The 16,147-nt window shown below is 34.5% G+C and carries 17 protein-coding genes; all 17 read left to right on the forward strand.

What is annotated here, in order from left to right:
* Positions 1-942, forward strand: a complete 942-nt coding sequence (locus HH_RS06870) for a HamA C-terminal domain-containing protein (protein ID WP_011116259.1) — start codon at positions 1-3, stop codon at positions 940-942.
* Positions 939-3,011, forward strand: coding sequence for a DEAD/DEAH box helicase (locus HH_RS06875; protein ID WP_041309117.1), 2,073 nt, complete (start codon positions 939-941; stop codon positions 3,009-3,011). Before HH_RS06870 ends, HH_RS06875 begins: the two co-directional genes overlap by 4 nt.
* Positions 3,011-4,279 (forward strand): restriction endonuclease subunit S, encoded by a 1,269-nt coding sequence (locus HH_RS09230; RefSeq protein WP_011116261.1) that lies wholly within the window; start codon positions 3,011-3,013, stop codon positions 4,277-4,279. The genes HH_RS06875 and HH_RS09230 overlap by 1 nt, the downstream gene beginning before the upstream one ends.
* 77 nt (positions 4,280-4,356) lie before the next feature.
* Positions 4,357-5,427: a Fic family protein gene (locus tag HH_RS06890; protein ID WP_041309118.1), complete on the forward strand. Its 1,071-nt coding sequence runs from the start codon at positions 4,357-4,359 to the stop codon at positions 5,425-5,427.
* A 109-nt stretch (positions 5,428-5,536) separates the two neighbouring features.
* Complete coding sequence (locus HH_RS06895; RefSeq protein ID WP_011116263.1) at positions 5,537-6,964, forward strand: type I restriction-modification system subunit M; 1,428 nt, start codon at positions 5,537-5,539, stop codon at positions 6,962-6,964.
* 81 nt (positions 6,965-7,045) lie between these two features.
* A complete protein-coding gene (locus HH_RS06900) occupies positions 7,046-8,353 on the forward strand; it encodes an arsenic transporter (protein WP_011116264.1) in 1,308 nt (435 codons plus the stop codon).
* Between the two features lie 290 nt (positions 8,354-8,643).
* Positions 8,644-10,002: a DUF2972 domain-containing protein gene (locus HH_RS06905; protein WP_158295434.1), complete on the forward strand. Its 1,359-nt coding sequence runs from the start codon at positions 8,644-8,646 to the stop codon at positions 10,000-10,002.
* A gap of 80 nt (positions 10,003-10,082) precedes the next feature.
* On the forward strand, positions 10,083-10,925 hold the full coding sequence (locus HH_RS06910) for a class I SAM-dependent methyltransferase (protein ID WP_011116266.1): 843 nt from the start codon (positions 10,083-10,085) through the stop codon (positions 10,923-10,925).
* A gap of 49 nt (positions 10,926-10,974) precedes the next feature.
* A complete protein-coding gene (locus tag HH_RS06915; RefSeq protein ID WP_011116267.1) occupies positions 10,975-11,760 on the forward strand; it encodes a class I SAM-dependent methyltransferase in 786 nt (261 codons plus the stop codon).
* A gap of 40 nt (positions 11,761-11,800) precedes the next feature.
* Positions 11,801-13,393 carry a DUF2972 domain-containing protein gene (locus tag HH_RS06920; RefSeq protein WP_011116268.1) on the forward strand — a complete coding sequence of 531 codons (1,593 nt, stop codon included), beginning with the start codon at positions 11,801-11,803 and terminating at the stop codon, positions 13,391-13,393.
* 95 nt (positions 13,394-13,488) lie between these two features.
* Entirely contained in the window at positions 13,489-14,184 is a 696-nt protein-coding gene (locus HH_RS09645; protein ID WP_011116269.1) for a hypothetical protein, read from the forward strand.
* Between the two features lie 11 nt (positions 14,185-14,195).
* Positions 14,196-14,537: a hypothetical protein gene (locus HH_RS06935; RefSeq protein WP_011116270.1), complete on the forward strand. Its 342-nt coding sequence runs from the start codon at positions 14,196-14,198 to the stop codon at positions 14,535-14,537.
* A gap of 2 nt (positions 14,538-14,539) precedes the next feature.
* Complete coding sequence (locus tag HH_RS06940; protein ID WP_083750352.1) at positions 14,540-14,974, forward strand: T6SS effector amidase Tae4 family protein; 435 nt, start codon at positions 14,540-14,542, stop codon at positions 14,972-14,974.
* 12 nt (positions 14,975-14,986) lie between these two features.
* Positions 14,987-15,499 carry a hypothetical protein gene (locus HH_RS06945; protein WP_011116272.1) on the forward strand — a complete coding sequence of 171 codons (513 nt, stop codon included), beginning with the start codon at positions 14,987-14,989 and terminating at the stop codon, positions 15,497-15,499.
* Positions 15,500-15,676 carry a hypothetical protein gene (locus HH_RS09570; RefSeq protein ID WP_011116273.1) on the forward strand — a complete coding sequence of 59 codons (177 nt, stop codon included), beginning with the start codon at positions 15,500-15,502 and terminating at the stop codon, positions 15,674-15,676.
* A 9-nt stretch (positions 15,677-15,685) separates the two neighbouring features.
* Positions 15,686-16,060, forward strand: coding sequence for a hypothetical protein (locus HH_RS06950; protein WP_041309120.1), 375 nt, complete (start codon positions 15,686-15,688; stop codon positions 16,058-16,060).
* Positions 16,051-16,140 carry a DUF2972 domain-containing protein gene (locus HH_RS09900; protein WP_148141022.1) on the forward strand — a complete coding sequence of 30 codons (90 nt, stop codon included), beginning with the start codon at positions 16,051-16,053 and terminating at the stop codon, positions 16,138-16,140. Before HH_RS06950 ends, HH_RS09900 begins: the two co-directional genes overlap by 10 nt.
* Positions 16,141-16,147: the final 7 nt, after the last annotated feature.

Consider the following 16,147-nt stretch of genomic DNA (forward strand, 5'->3'; position numbering starts at 1 on the left):
ATGAGTGATTATACTTTTACAAAATATAGAGACAAGGATAAGGTAGATTTTGAAGTGTTGATTGACGAATGGCTTATGTCAAATGATTCGGTGAATCACGCTATGCTATCTCTTGTTAATGATTTTGAGAGCAATCAATGGAGGAGCAAGAAATTTAGGAATTTTATTATAAATAATCTAAAAGAAGTTGCGTTAAATAAAAAAGAAAGAGATGCGTTGAGTGGAAATGAAGGTGATATATTGGAAAGAGCTATTTCTAAAATGCACATTGATAACTCAGGGGGTGAAATTGGAGAAGTTTTTTTATATGGTATTATGAAAAGCTATTACAATGCTTTACCAGTTGTTCCAAAAATATTCTACAAACAAAACCCTAATGATAACGCAAAAGGCGCAGATAGTGTCCATATAACCTTAGAAGAAAATACTTATCATATATGGCTTGGAGAATCAAAAATTTATAATGATATAACAGGTTCTATTAATGAAGCAGTAAAATCTGTGTATGAACTTTTGGCTACTGATAAATTAAAAAAGGAAAAATCTTTAATAATGAATTTAAATGATATTGAGGATTATTTAAGTGATGCTGATGATTCAAAGAAGCTTTTAATGATAGAGCTAAAAAAGACACTTAATGATAGAACTTCACTAGATGAGATGAAAAAAATCTTGCATATACCTATTTCTATTATTTATGAGTGCGAAATGACAAAAAAACATTTGCAAAACCCTTCAGTTTGTCTTGATGATAATTATAAAAATTTAATTATTGAATTCCATAAGAATCAATGCGGCAATTTATCTCAAAAGATTATTAGCAAACTTAATAATATACCTTTGATTGAATATATTAAATTTCATATTATAATTTTTCCAATTCCCAATAAAAAAGAATTAGTAGCACAAATCAATAAAATTTTTGAGGCACATAGACAATGATGACTAACGAACAAATTTTTGATGAATGCAAAAGAATCTACACGCTTGATGACAAAGAAAAAGCTAATGAGCTTTTTAGATTGCTTGATAAAATAGGTAATAAACGAAATTATTCCCCTGTATTAAACCACTTAATTAGAGAGGTTGGAATATATCCTTATATCAATCAAGATACAGCCATATTTTCAGATAGGCTCGTGTGTGAATGTTTCAAGACTGATGTAGGAGAGAATGAACCAAAGATATTGCATAGAGAGCAATCAAGGATTTTAAAACGATTATTGGAGGGAGAAAATCTAATCCTTTCAGCTCCTACAAGTTTTGGAAAAAGCTTTATTATTGATGCACTCATCGCCATTAAAAAACCAAGCAATATCTTAATTATCGTTCCAACTATTTCGCTTATGGACGAGACAAGAAGAAGATTAACGCTAAAATTTGGTAGTGACTATCATATTATTACAACTAGCGGTTCTCAACTAAAAGATAAAAATATATTTATTTTCCCGCAGGAAAGGGCTTTAGAATACTTTGAGAATCTTAGAGAAAAAAGCTTGGATTTATTTATAGTAGATGAGTTTTATAAAATGTCTAATAAAGACAGAAGAACACATATACTTCACAATATTGTTAATAAGTTTAAAAATATTGCCAAACAAAAATATTATATATGCCCTAATGCAGACGACATAGAAGATAAGTCTAAAAATAAAATTTTTCTAGCAGGTTTAAAGAAAGAAATTTTGACAATCACAACAGTGGCTCTCAATAAATTTGACTTAAGCAAAGAAACAGGGAGCAAGGAATTAAAAATTCAAAATCTTTTAAAAAATGAAATTGGCAAAAGTTTGATTTATGTTAGCACAAAACCTAATTCTAAAAAATTATGTAAAATTTTATTAAAATTTATTAAAGCAGGCAATGAGGAACTTAATTCGTTTTCTCAATGGCTGCAAAAACACTATGCCAGAGAATGGGATTTTGCAACAAATATAAAAAATGGTATAGGGCAACATAATTCCGCAATTCATAGATATATACAACAATTACAAGTTAAATTATTTTCTGAAAACCCTAGTATGAATATTATGGTAAGCACTACTTCTTTAATTGAAGGGGTAAATACTGCAGCAAGAAATATTATTATATGGAATAATCAAGTTGCTAATGATTCTTTGAACAGCTTTACTTATAAAAATATAATTGGTAGAGGCGGAAGAATGTTTAAGTATTTTGTAGGAAATATTTATTTGTTGGATAATGAAAATAAAATAGAAGAAAAAGAAGTTGAAAAAATTGATATTAATCCTGATGAAGAGTTTTTATATAGAAATGATTTAGAAAATCCTGATTTAGAAAGTAAAAAATTAATTGAACAGAAGCTATTCAGTCTCATAAAAGATAAACAAAAATTTCAAAAATTAATAAGCTATATAAAAAATTACAAAATAATAATGAATATTGAAAATGTCCTGCAAATCATAGAAAGTGTCAATGAAATTATGAAGAGCATTAAACATCTTAACAATGATAATCCAGATTCTTGGGGATTGTTAGAGGTAAAATCTGTTAGAAATATTTTTTCTAACAATGATAAGAAGCTAGATAGAGCATATAAAAATATTAAAGTATTTGCAAAATATAATTGGAATGGCACTTCTGCATTATTGAACAATAGCACTATTAACATAAATGATTATTTTAATATTGAAAAAATCATTGTTTTTGATATAGCTAGTTTTTTTAACGATATTAATGAAATACAGCAAATTCTTTATCCTGATAAGCACATTAATATTTCTCCCTTTGTAAGCAAACTTTCTAACGCATTTCTTCCCTCTGTTGTCTATACCTTAGAAGAATTTGGCTTGCCAAGAATGTTATCAAAGAAATTGCACAAATATAACTTTATCAACTTTGAAAATAATGATTTAAAGATTGATGAAGCTTTAGAAACATTTAAAGAATCAAGCGTTGAAGAAATAATAAACTTATTCAAATCTCACAATGATTTTGATGATTTTGATGAGTATATATTAAAATATTTTTATGATGGATTGGGAAAATAATGATAAACAATATTCCAAAAAATTGGGAAATTAAAACCTTAGCAGAAGTTTGCACTTCTAAAAATTCAAATATTGTTTTAAGCAGTATTGAAAATAATACAGGGAAATATCCAATCTATGGGGCGAAAGGATTTTTAAAAACTATTGATTTCTACACCATAGAAAATGAAAGTTTGGGTATCGTCAAAGATGGCGCGGGAGTAGGTAGAATCTTTCTATTGCCTGAAAAATCATCTTTAATAGGGACAATGGCTTACATACAAGCAAATGAAAATTTGAATTTAAAATATTTATATCATTTTTTGCATACAATCAATTTTAACCAATACATAAGTGGTTCAGCGATTCCACATATTTATTTTAGGGATTATAAAAAAGAAAAAATCCCCCTCCCACCCCTTGAGGTTCAAAAAGCCATAGTGGAAAAGCTAGAAAATGCCTTTGCGCATATTGATGAGGCAGTGCGTCATCTTAAGTCGGTTCAAACAAACATTCCGCGCCTTAAATCCTCCTTGCTCCACTGCGCCTTTAGCGGCAAACTTACAGAATCTCAAAATTCATCGCACAAAGTGCAAACCTTAAAAAGCGTTGTCGGGGTGGAGGGAGAGTTTGAGAGGGAGGAGGGAGCGACTTCGCCATTCAAGCCCCTCCACCCTCTCATAAAGGAAGAAATTCCGCAAGGTTGGGAAATTAAAACACTTGGGGAAGTATTTAAGGTCATAGGTGGTGGAACGCCCTCTACTGCAAACCCTAAGTTTTGGAGCGGTAATATTGCTTGGATTACAAGCGCAAATATAGAGAATGAAAATTTTACAATTATCCCTAAAAAATTTATAAATCAAAGTGCTATTCAAGCCTCTGCTACAAATCTTGTGCCAAAAAATACTATTATTGTTGTAACAAGAGTTGGACTCGGTAAGGTAGGCATCACAGATGTAGAAACTTGTTTTAGTCAAGATAGTCAAGCCTTATTGCCTTTAATAGATTTAAATGTGAAATTTATGGCATTTCAAATAAGAAATAAGGCACAAAATTTTATTGTTAGCAGCAGAGGGACAACTATTAATGGTATTACAAAAGATACTCTTAAAAAGGTAGCATTAAAGATTCCGCCCCTTGCAACCCAAAATCAAATCGTGCAGATTTTAGAATCCAAGTTTGCGCATTTGGAGAAGTTGGAGCAGTTTGTGAATGCAAGCCTAGAAAATCTCCAAAAACTCAAATCCTCACTTTTAAACCAAGCGTTTAAGGGTGAGCTGATATGTTAAGATTCCACTTGATTTTTAACATATTTTGTTATAATGTTAAAAAATTTTATATTTTTTAACATATCAAGGCAAGGCGAATGAAAGAATTTATCCCAAATGAACTTCCATTAGAAATTCCTATAAGTGAAAATATGTATAAATTACTTGTAACTGCTTCAAGGGCTTTGAGTGAGCTAAGAGGTATAGCAAGGACAATTCCCAACCGCTTTATATTGATTAATGCATTAGTCTTACAAGAAGCAAAGGATTCTAGTGAGATAGAAAATATTATCACTACGCACGATGAATTGTTTTTATCGCAAGTTGATAAGAGTAAAATGGCAAAAGCTACTAAAGAGGTGCAAGATTATGGTAAGGCTCTACAAATAGGATTTTGGCTTATTAGTAGGGATAGGTTGTTTAGAAACTCTCATATTTTGGCGATTCAAAAACGACTTGAACGCAATGATGCGGGGTTTAGACGACAAAGTGGCACAATGCTTAAAAATCCAAGCACAGGAGAAATTAAGCATATTCCACCACAGCATTATGAGGATATAGTGCGTTTAATGAGTAATTTAGAGCAATATATAAATGATGATAGTATGCAAGACTTAGACCCGCTTATCAAAATGGCAATTATTCATTATCAATTTGAAAGCATACACCCATTTTATGATGGGAATGGGAGAAGTGGGAGGATTATTAATATCCTATATCTTGTGTATAAAGGGCTTTTGGACTTGCCTATACTCTACCTAAGTGGTTATATTGTGCGGCATAAGGCAGAATATTATGAACTTTTACAAAAAGTGCGTGATGAAAATGCGTGGGAAGAGTGGATAAGCTATATTTTAAAAGGAGTAGAATATACTTCTAAAACAACGACTACAACAATAAAAACTATTCAAAGCCTTATGCAACACACAAAAGATTTATTAAAAAATCAAACTGAATTTTACACAAAAGATTTTTTAGAGACTTTGTTTATACACCCATACACTAGGATAGAAACGATTGCAAGTAAGCTTAATATCACAAGGCAGACTGCTTCAAAATATCTTAAAATTTGTGAGGAGCTTAAAATCGTGCGATGTGTAAAAATAGGTAGGAATCATTATTATGTCAATATTGGCTTATTTGAATTGTTTAAAAAGGGAGTATGTTAAAATTCCGCTTGATTTTTAACAGAATTGGAAATTGTGTTAAAAAAATGAGAGAAAATTAACATATTGTGGAAATAGGTTGAAACTTTTAAAATAATACAAAGGGGTAAAAATGAGTGAAAAAGCGATTGTTGCAAAGGTGTGGAATTTCGCAACGATTTTGCGTGATAGTGGTGTGAGTTATACCGAGTATGTCGCGCAGTTAAGCTATTTGCTGTTTTTGAAAATGGAAAGTGAGCGGGAGAGTATCGGGGAGCATAGCAAAATCCCTACAAGCTGCAAATGGGAGCGGCTTATAAACCTAGATGGGCTGGAGCTAGAGAGTGCGTATAATGCCGCGTTAGCGCAACTTGCAAAGAGTGAGGGCGTGATAGGGCTTGTCTATAATGATGCGCAAAACAAAATCAAAGAACCCGCGAATCTCAAAAAGCTTTTTGTGCTTATGGATAGTGAGACTTGGCTAGGCTTGAATGTAGATGTCAAAGGCGCGATTTATGAGGGGCTGCTTGCGAAAAACGCCACAGAGACAAAGGCGGGAGCAGGGCAGTATTTCACACCTCGCGTGCTGATAGATTCTATTGTGGGGCTAATGGAGCTAAAGCCCAATATGGAGGTGTGCGACCCTGCGTGTGGGACGGGTGGATTTTTGCTAAGTGCGTATGAGGCGATGAAAGCACAGACGAAAGACAAAGAGGAGATCAAATGCTTAAGAAATGAGAGGCTTTGTGGCAAGGACATCACGCCCTTAGTGGCGTCTTTGTGCGCTATGAATCTGTATCTGCACGGAATTGGGGGCGAGGGAGGCATTATAGAAATCGGGGATTCTCTAAGTGAGTTAGGCAATCGGCGGTTTGATAGGGTGCTAACCAATCCGCCCTTTGGCAAGAAATCGGCAACTAAGATTCTAGCCGAAAATGGCAAGGTGAAAAGCCAAAAGGACGAATACAACAGAGAGGATTTTTTCGCCACAACCTCTAATAAGCAGCTAAATTTCTTGCAACACATTATGAATCTTTTAAAAATCGGGGGTAAGGCTGCGGTGGTGCTACCCGATAATGTGCTGTTTGAAGCGGGAGCTGGCGAAAAGGTGCGTAAAAAACTTTTAGAGGATTTCAATCTGCATACGATTTTGAGACTGCCCACAGGGATTTTTTACGCACAAGGGGTGAAAGCAAATGTGCTGTTTTTTGACAAAGTGGCAACAAGCGAGGATTCCACGCAAAAAGTGTGGGTGTATGATATGCGCACGAATATGAATCTAAGCCTTGTAACAAGTCCTTTAAGTGCGGAGCATTTAAGGGAGTTTGAATCTTGTTTTTGCGTGGGGGCAATGGAAAATCGCAAGGAGAGTGAGCGATTTCGCTCGTTTAGCATTGGGGAGATTAAGAAGCGCGATAAAATGAATTTGGATATTTTTTGGCTAAAAGATGAGAGTTTAGAGGATTTGGAGAATCTACCAAGCCCAAAAGATTTAAGTGAGCAAATTTGTATAAGTCTTAAGAATGCGCTTAGGGAAATAGAGCAGTTGAAGCTAAGTTAATCTTAACTCTTCTTAATACCCTCTATGTTAGAATCTCGCAAAAATTGCAAATCAAAGCAGGTATGAACGAGGTAGCCTTTTATGGATTTTATGGCTTTTAGTCTTTTTATACTCACAATGCTTCTTATTTATTGGCGTCCTTTAAATCTTCCTTTGTGGGTGTTTAGCACTTTAGGAGCTGTAGGCGCTTATTTATTCAATGTAGTGAATTTGGACGATATTTGGCGTGTATGGGCAATGGTGTGGGATAGCACACTTACACTCATTGGACTTATCCTTCTTACTCTCGCGTTTGAAACATTAGGATTTTTTGATTTCCTTGCATTATTACTTATCCGAATCTTAAGTCAAAAGGGTGAGAAACAAAGCTTAAGTAGCGCAAGATTCTATATTTTTCTTGTGCTTTTTAGTGCTTTTTTAAGTGCGTTTTTTGCAAACGATGGTGCTATTTTAATCCTCACACCTTTAATCCTCACACTTTTTAAAGTGCATAATACAAAGGTATTTTTCACGCCTTTAATTGTATTTTTGTTTCTTGTAAGCTTTGTGAGTGATTTTGCTTCAAATACCTTTGTTATTTCTAATCTCACAAACATTATCACCGCGCATTTTTTTGAGATTCCCTCACTCCGCTTTAGCGTGCTTATGTTTTTGCCCCAAATTGTTGTGATTTGTGGGATTGTAGGATTTTGGTATATAGTGAGGAGAATCTTGCCTCCTAGACTTGAATTTAGGGATTTGCAAAGTGATATTTCTAAAGGTTGCATTATCTTTTGTTTTGCCCTGCTACTCCTTCTTGTGTTTGGTATTGCTTTTGCGCATAAATTAGGTATTCCACTCTCAAGTTTTACATTTCTATGTGCGATTTTGGCATTGCTTTATGGCAAGATAAAAGGGCAGCTAGGGATATTCTCTTGTTTTAAAAACGCACCCTTTGGTATAGTATTATTTTCTCTTGGGCTATTTGTTGTCGTTTTTGGGCTTAAAAATGGCGGTGTGTTGCAGATTCTAAGTGATAATCTGTCGTTGTTTGTCTCGTTGCCAAAAGAATGGCAGATTGTAAGTATGGGGCTTGGAAGTGGTGTTGGCAGTAGTGTGATAAACAATCTGCCTATGGTAATGCTTGGTAATCTCGCACTTGCAGATTTTAAAGCATATTTGAATGAGGCGCAGGAAAGTCTTATCATCGCACATTTGCTTGGTTGCAATATTGGCTCGAAACTCACACCCATAGGCTCACTTGCAACTTTACTTTGGCTTGAAAGGTTAAAAGGCTATGGAATCCGCATTAGTTTTATGCGTTATATGGCAGTGGCGTTTGTAGTTACTCTACCTGTGCTATTTTTAGGATTGTTCGGGCTGATTTGGGGATATTATTTTTATGTTTGAAAAATAGGCTTTTATAAAAAGTTACTTAGATTCACTATAATAGAAGTAATCAAAACGATTGGGAAATAAGAGTGAAAAAGTCTAAAACAATAAAAATTATTAAAAGGGTAGGATTACGATACGCCCTTGCTTATCGAATTAGAAAGAAAAAGAAGAGAATAGCAAAAAAGATAAAAGTAACTCATTGGTATAAAATTTTAAAGATGTTTATTCTTGTAAATAAAGCAAAATGTAACTTAAGTTTTTTTTTCTTAAGAAAATATAATATTTTAATTGAATGTAAAGCAAGTTTGGATTTGATTGCCAAAGAGTATGATAATATCAAACTATGGCTTACCTCTCAATCATTCTTAGAAAAATATGCTAATCACCCATATCCTCCATTGCTTAATCCCAAAAAATTAGATTACACAAAGATTCCTGCCGAAGTTGCGTGGGATCTTAATTTGCCTTTACCACCTTATTATCAGTTCGTGTTTTTTGGTAGCCACGCAACTGGTAATAGAGGATTGGAAAGTTTTTTGAGGAGATGTGGGGGATTGAATTATTGTGTGCAACCACCTTTGCTCAATGGCGAATCTTGGGCGAAAGAATCTTATTTTTGTTATTTTAAACAAATTATGAGAAATTACCATTATACTATGCCCCCCCCCCCGTTATATTTTGGCTATTTGTCTGTTCGAGAATATATGTTTAATGATAAATATAAAGATAAGCTTTATGCCCTTATCCCCAAAACTAATGCACTTTGTCTCGTTCGAGACCCTATAGGTATGCTTAAGAGCTATACCTCATATCATGGTCGTCCTAGTTTTACGCAAGTATTTGAACTTGCCCTTAGTCCTAGTGAGATTTTTGAGGAGCTTATACGATATATAGATTGGCATTTTGATGGAAAACATCTTATTTGGGAATACACCAAATATCCTACACTACGAACAAGTGCATTTCGGCTAAATCAATATGATGCGACTTTCCACGACACAGACTTAAGAAAAGCCCTTATTAATATTGCAGATGAAGATATTATATGTATTGATATGTCTGAAATTGTAGGTAAGAGAGCCTTTGAAACAATGAATACTCTAGCAAAAGCATTTTCTTTTCCTGCCCCAAAACCTAGTGATAAGGAGAAATTTGGAATAAAGGCTGGTTTATATGAGGGAGTGTTGCCCATAAAGTTTGCTTATAAGAATATACATATTTACCTTTTGGACAATGTTTATTGTTCAGATTGCAGATTTTATATAGAATTAGGTCAGTTTGTTGAGCATAAAAATGCTTTTGAGCATTATCAAGACATCACACAATTTCTTTTTAATCAAGATAATTTTTATGAGCGTATTATTGTATGTATTGAGAAAAAAGACTTTGAGATTCTAAAAGAAAATAAAAAAGTTTGTGATGAAATAAAAGCATATTTACTTACATTTATTCCACGCCTAGAGGAGCAAAGGAAAATTGAAGAGACAAAGAGATTTACCGAAAAAGACATTTTAGAATATCTCAAATCTCACAAAGATTTATGTCTTGAAGCTAAAGCAGTCTTTGAAAAACATCTCACATTTCTAGCTTCTGTGCGTCCAGATATTATAGAATCTTGGAAGTATTATCAGGAGTTTTTAGCAATGTGCGAGGAAATATCTTAGGTAAATAAAGTTATCAATATTTTGTTATACTTTCATTTTAATCGTTAATGAGAAATAAATATTTCAAGGAGACTTAAATAATGAAACAAGGTGATTTTACACAAGTGGCGAAGCATTATCATAATCGTCCGGCATATAGCCCGATGTTGTTAGAAAAGCTGATTGCTTGTATCAATGATGAGCAAAAAAATCTCAAAGATTTGCAAATCGTAGAAGTGGGCGCAGGGACAGGCAAGCTTACCAAAATGCTAAGTGAGTTTGGAATGCAAGTCTTAGCCGTAGAGCCAAATGATGAGATGAGAGAAGAGGGCATCGCCTATACCAAAGACACAAATATCAAATGGCAAAAAGGAAGTGGCGAGGAAACAGGCGTGCAAAGTGGAATCGCGGATTGGGTGATTATGGCAAGTAGCTTCCATTGGACTGACCCTAAGAAATCTTTGCCCGAGTTTGCGAGAATCTTAAAAAATTCTGCGGCTCAAAATGGCTCTGCCCATACTTCTACCCACAATACTTCTGCGGGGGGGGGGTATTTCACTGCTATATGGAATCCTAGAAATATCCTAGAGGGTTCAGTATTCTATGAAATTGAACAAGAGATTAAGAATATTGTTCCAGAGCTTGCTAGAGTGAGCAGCGGGACACAAAATGTCAAAAAATGGGAGGAAATCCTCATCTCCACTGGGGATTTTACAGACTGCTTTTTTATGGAGTGCGATTATATAGAGATAATGGACAAGGCGCGTTATCTTGGAGCATGGCATTCTGTAAATGATATACAAGCCCAAGCAGGGGAGCAAAGATGGAAAAAGATTTTGGAAATGATAGAATCCAAAATCTTAGGATTACAAACTTTAGAGATTCCTTATAAAATTCGTGCTTGGACGGCTAGAAAGTCCAGCAAAGGAGGCTCTAGGGCGTAATTCTCTATTCTTTTTCTTTTGCATTGGGCAACATAATAAGGAAACAACAATGCAAGAGAATAAGACAAGAATAGTAGAACAAGTTTGGGATTACACCAAACACGCGAAATATTACAGCTACCGCCCGAATTACGCACCCAAAACGATTGATATGCTTATCACTTTGGCTAGCGGAGAAAAAGCGGGCAATTTGAAAGTCGCAGATATTGGCGCAGGGACAGGAAATCTAAGCATTATGCTTTTAGAGAGAGGTTGTGAAGTGGTGAGTGTAGAGCCAAATGACGCAATGCGTGAAATCGGCATTGAGCGCACAAAAGGCGCAAAAATTGAATGGGTAAGGGCTACGGGCGTGGATTCTACATTACAAAGCGGGAGTTTTGATTGGGTAACCTTTGGCAGTAGCTTTAATGTAATGGATAGGACAGAGGCGTTAAAAGAAGCCCATAGACTGCTTAAAGGCAATGGATACTTTTCGTGTATGTGGAATCATAGAGACTTAAACGACCCCATTCAGCAAAAGGCAGAAAATGCGATTCTCTCCATCGTGCCAAACTACACAAGAGGTGTGAGACGCGAAGACCAACGCCCAATTATTGAGGCACATAAAGAGTTTTTTGATAATATTATTTACATTGAAGAGGATTTTTACTTTCACCAAAGTTTGGAAAACTATATCTTAGCGTGGCAGAGTGTGAAAAATCCTTATTGGGATTTAGAGACCAAAGAAGGGCAAGAGATTTTTGATAAAATCACTGCAAAAATGCGAGAAGTTCTCCCGCAAGAATTTGACATCAAATACACTACGCGTTGCTGGAGTGCAAGAAAAGTAGGGTAAAGAAAGTATGATGAAGTAGGGTGAAATCCAAGGAGGCAAAATGAGCAAGAGCAAGACATTTGAGATTTTAAAGCAAAGTGGCGTATTAAATGCCTTAAGATATGTGGCAGATAAAAAGGCACATAAAGGCGGAATTTACGCACTGCTTCAAAAACTACTAATGCTTCTTACCCTCTATTGCCTTGATAAACCCCGCGCGTATGAGATTTACCGAGCTTTAAGGAGATATAATATTTGTGTTGCTGATTTTTCATTTCTTTCGTATTTTGCTAAAGAATACGACAATGTAAAGCAGTGGTTAGAATCTAAGGAATTTAAAAAGACTTATATTCTGCCCCCCCCCCCATTATATACTTATCCTCCGCTGCTTAATCCTAAAGAAATAGATTACACAGACATTCCCCCCGAATTTGCGTGGAAGTTAAATATTCCTTTGCCGCCTTATTATCAGTTCCTCTATTTTGGTAGCCACGCCACAGGTAACACAGGATTAGAGAATCTTATCCAAAGATGCGGGGGCTTATCTTATTATCAAGGCGATGTAGATGTAGAGGATAGGGCAAAAGCAGCGTATATTACATTATTTACTTTAATTATGGAGCATACAGATTTGCAAGATTATTTTAGCTACATTGCATTAAGAAACTATATACCGCATAATAAAAAAGAAAATGGAGAAAAACTCTGCGCGCTTATTCCCAATACTCCCTCTATTTACCTTGTCCGAGACCCAATTAGTGCATTAAAGAGTGCTTGTTCTTTAACTCCTTGCAGAGAAGTATATGTAGAGATGAAAAAGCTTGTCAATCCAGAGGATTTATTGCATTTTTTGCAAAATAGAGGCAAGGGAGATAAAGAGGATTTAAGAATTGCAGAGACGGATACTTTTGCGCATTTAATGGAGTATTTTATTAAAGACATTTATTATTGTTTCCACGATACGCAGCTTTGGGATTTTCTAGTCAATTTTAAGGAGAGTATAATACTTGATATGGCTGAAATAGTAGGTGATAGGGCATTTGAGACAATCCACACTCTAGCTAAGCAGCTTCATTTCCCTCCGCCAAAGCCCGAAGATAAAGAGATATTTGCAATGGGTATATCGGAGTATCAAACGATTTTGCCCCTTACTTTGGAGTTTAAAAGCCACAATCAAGTGATTGCCATTACTCTAATGGATAGGGTATTTTGTATGGATAAGAGAAAATATATCTTTGATTATAATTCTCAAAGATGCTCGAGCTATCATAAACAGGCTTTGGAGGAGAATGCAAATTATAAAGATATTACTTTTTCTCTTTTTGGGCAAACTTGCTTTTATGACAGAATTATTCTTTGCATTCATTCAAAAGATTGGGCAATTCTTTTTGAGAATGAAAATCTCTTAGGGTTGGTTAAAAAGAGATTGTTAGAGATTATCCCACTCTTAGAAAAGCAAAAAGAGATGAAGAATGCTAAAAAACTCACCGAAAAAGACATTTTAGAATATCTCAAATCTCACAAAGATTTATGTCTTGAAGCTAAAGCAGTCTTTGAAAAACATCTCACATTTCTAGCTTCTGTGCGTCCCGACATAATAGAATCTTGGAAGTATTATCAGGAGTTTTTAGCAATGTGCGAGGAGATGAGCTAAGATTCCACCACCTCTTATTAAGCAACTTTTAGCTAAGATTCCACCACAATTTAACAAATGCAACTCTTGCAACTCTATTTTGTCAAGGATTCTTTATGAATGAGACAAATCCTCTTTTAGAATCTGATATACTCACTTGCCCTCATAAAGGAATCGTTCAATTAAAAAGTCTTTGTGGAAATTTGCTTGAAGTAGAGGGTGTAGGAGTGATTACAGAATCAGATTTACTTCATTCTCCTATCATAGGTTGCACGAAAACAACCGCAGGGATTCCTACTCCTTGCACACAAGTTTCTACTATCCCACCGAATGCAATTTCTTTAATCTTAGAGGTAAATGGCAGTGGAGTAATTTTGCAAAGTCAGATTCCAACAATCCTTACAGATAAAGGCTTTCCTCTTGCATTACAAAATAAAACGCCTCATAATCTTGTGTATTTAAATGAGAAAGGGAATAAAGCAAGGGAGGGAGAGGCTAAACAAAGTGAAAATGCAAGGCTAAATACACAAAGCACTATGGAATCCCATCACAATATAAACTCACATAAGGATTCCACAAAAGAGACAGAAAAACAAATCACAGAAATCTATTTTTCTTATGGAGAGGATAAAATAAAACTTAAGGACATCTCAAGACATTCACAAGATATAAATTTGCATATTAAAACACAAGGATATAGTGAGGGGGAGGAAGTGGATTTGACATTAGAATTTCAAGAAAAAACCTTTCAAATTTCAGCAACCATAAGAGATAATCAAGCCATAATTCTCAATATCTTTAACGAATCATAAAAGGAGCAATGATGTCAAACATATGCAAGGTAAAATGTGGAGACAAAGAGGCAACAATCAAGATTCAAAGACCGAGTTGGTGTTGTATGGAGCAAGGTTATAAGATAATACATCAAATCGCCGAGGAAGCAGAAGAACAAGCTAAAGAAGACGGGCTAGATGATGTAGAGACTTCAAAACTTATAGCTAAATATGTATTTGAACATATTGGGGGTAAGCTCAACGAAGCTCGTATAGAAGCAGAGAGTAAGGCTTTGCTAGGAGAAAATGTCAATACATATAGAAATACTTGTGCTACAAAAGTAAGTTTTGCATTTAATAATAGCGAAATAAAAATAGATGATATAGATTAAAGCTGACAAGTGGCACAAAGTGGAAAGGGAAAGATGGATACTATTATTATACAGGAGTTTCTGGGATTAAAAACTTATTGCTTGAAAATTGGAAAGAGAAAGGATTGAAACCTTATTCTCAAACAAACAATAAAGACTTTTATAAAGTATTTTATGACTATAAAAAAGAACCATCCGAATTATTGATAGATAAATATGGAAATGTTCTTAATAAAGAAAGAGTAAAACAGATACGCAAAGACAATTTAAATTTTTTCTATACTTTGCAATCTTTGGGTATTAAAGGTATTATAACAATGGATATTGACGCTTGGAGTAATGCTGGAGGGCATACTACCCTATGGAATGGAAGCGAATTTTTAGACGATACCAATTATTTAAATGATGAGAGGAACTATGTGTTTGTTAGAGAATTATGTTTTTGGGAGCTTAAATAAAAGGAGGTTGATATGAAGTATTTTGTCTTATTGGTTTTGTTTGGAATTTTTCTTAATGCAGAGGAATGCTTAGATTATGATGATAAGAGCAGCGCATCATATCTTAGAAGCAAGCGGTTTTCTGAAGCTATGATTTATGCTAAGACTACTATGGTAAAAACAATGAAAAACTATGGCTTTGGTGTGTGCTTAGAATATTATGATTTAGATTCTAAAAGAAAAGAGAGGGAAATGGATTCCTTACGAGATAACTTAAGACTGATAGAAAAGAGGGATTGGTTGCACGATAAGCGATGTATTATAACAAACAATGGAGAAAAGATGAAAGAAGAAGTTGAAAACTATATCGTAGATTATAAAAAAAAATCAATAGAAGCAATCAAATCGGTTCTCACTGAAGAAAGGCTTAAAGAAATATTAGAATCCCCTCCACTTTTGCAAAAATGCTTATCTCTTTACGATTCCAAAGACTACCAAGCCGAAGTCAAACGCATTGTCAAAAAATACTGCAAGGAATGCGAGTAAATGATTGCTCTCATTCAAAGAAAAAGTATTATCGCAATGATTGGCACAAGTGGGCTACGACATACTACTTTATGGAATGGGAATGATTTTGTGGATATGGATTTTGGTTATTATAATTTTTTGAAAGAAACAAATTATATTGTTAAAGATTTATACTTTTGGGATTTAATTGATTAAAGGGGTTGTATGAAAAAGTTTGTTTTGCAATATTTGATTATGGCATATACAATAGTATATGCAGGACCTCCATTTGGCGAAGCTCTCGCAGTAACAAATGCCACACAATCCTCTATTCTAGCCGAATGGGGATTACAATATTGCTTACAATATGATAAAGAAAATTTGTTTAAACCTATGGAGAAAGATAAAATTTTTGGGCTACGCAAAGATGTAGCTCAAGGCAGGTTAGATTTGCAAAAATATTTTGATGATAACTATAACTACTTGCCTAATGCAATGAATACCTTTCGTTTTGCGCATTGTATGATTATATATAGACTAGAAGAATACCAAGCCGAAGTTGAACGCATTGTCAAAAAATACTGCAAGGAATGCGAGTAAGGCAAATAGCTTTAAAGAGGTATATAGAATCTTGGAAGTATTATCAGGAGTTTTTAGCAATGTGCGAGGAGATGAGCTAAATGCTAT

Origin of the sequence: Helicobacter hepaticus ATCC 51449, assembly GCF_000007905.1 — a bacterium.
Classification (GTDB): domain Bacteria; phylum Campylobacterota; class Campylobacteria; order Campylobacterales; family Helicobacteraceae; genus Helicobacter_C; species Helicobacter_C hepaticus.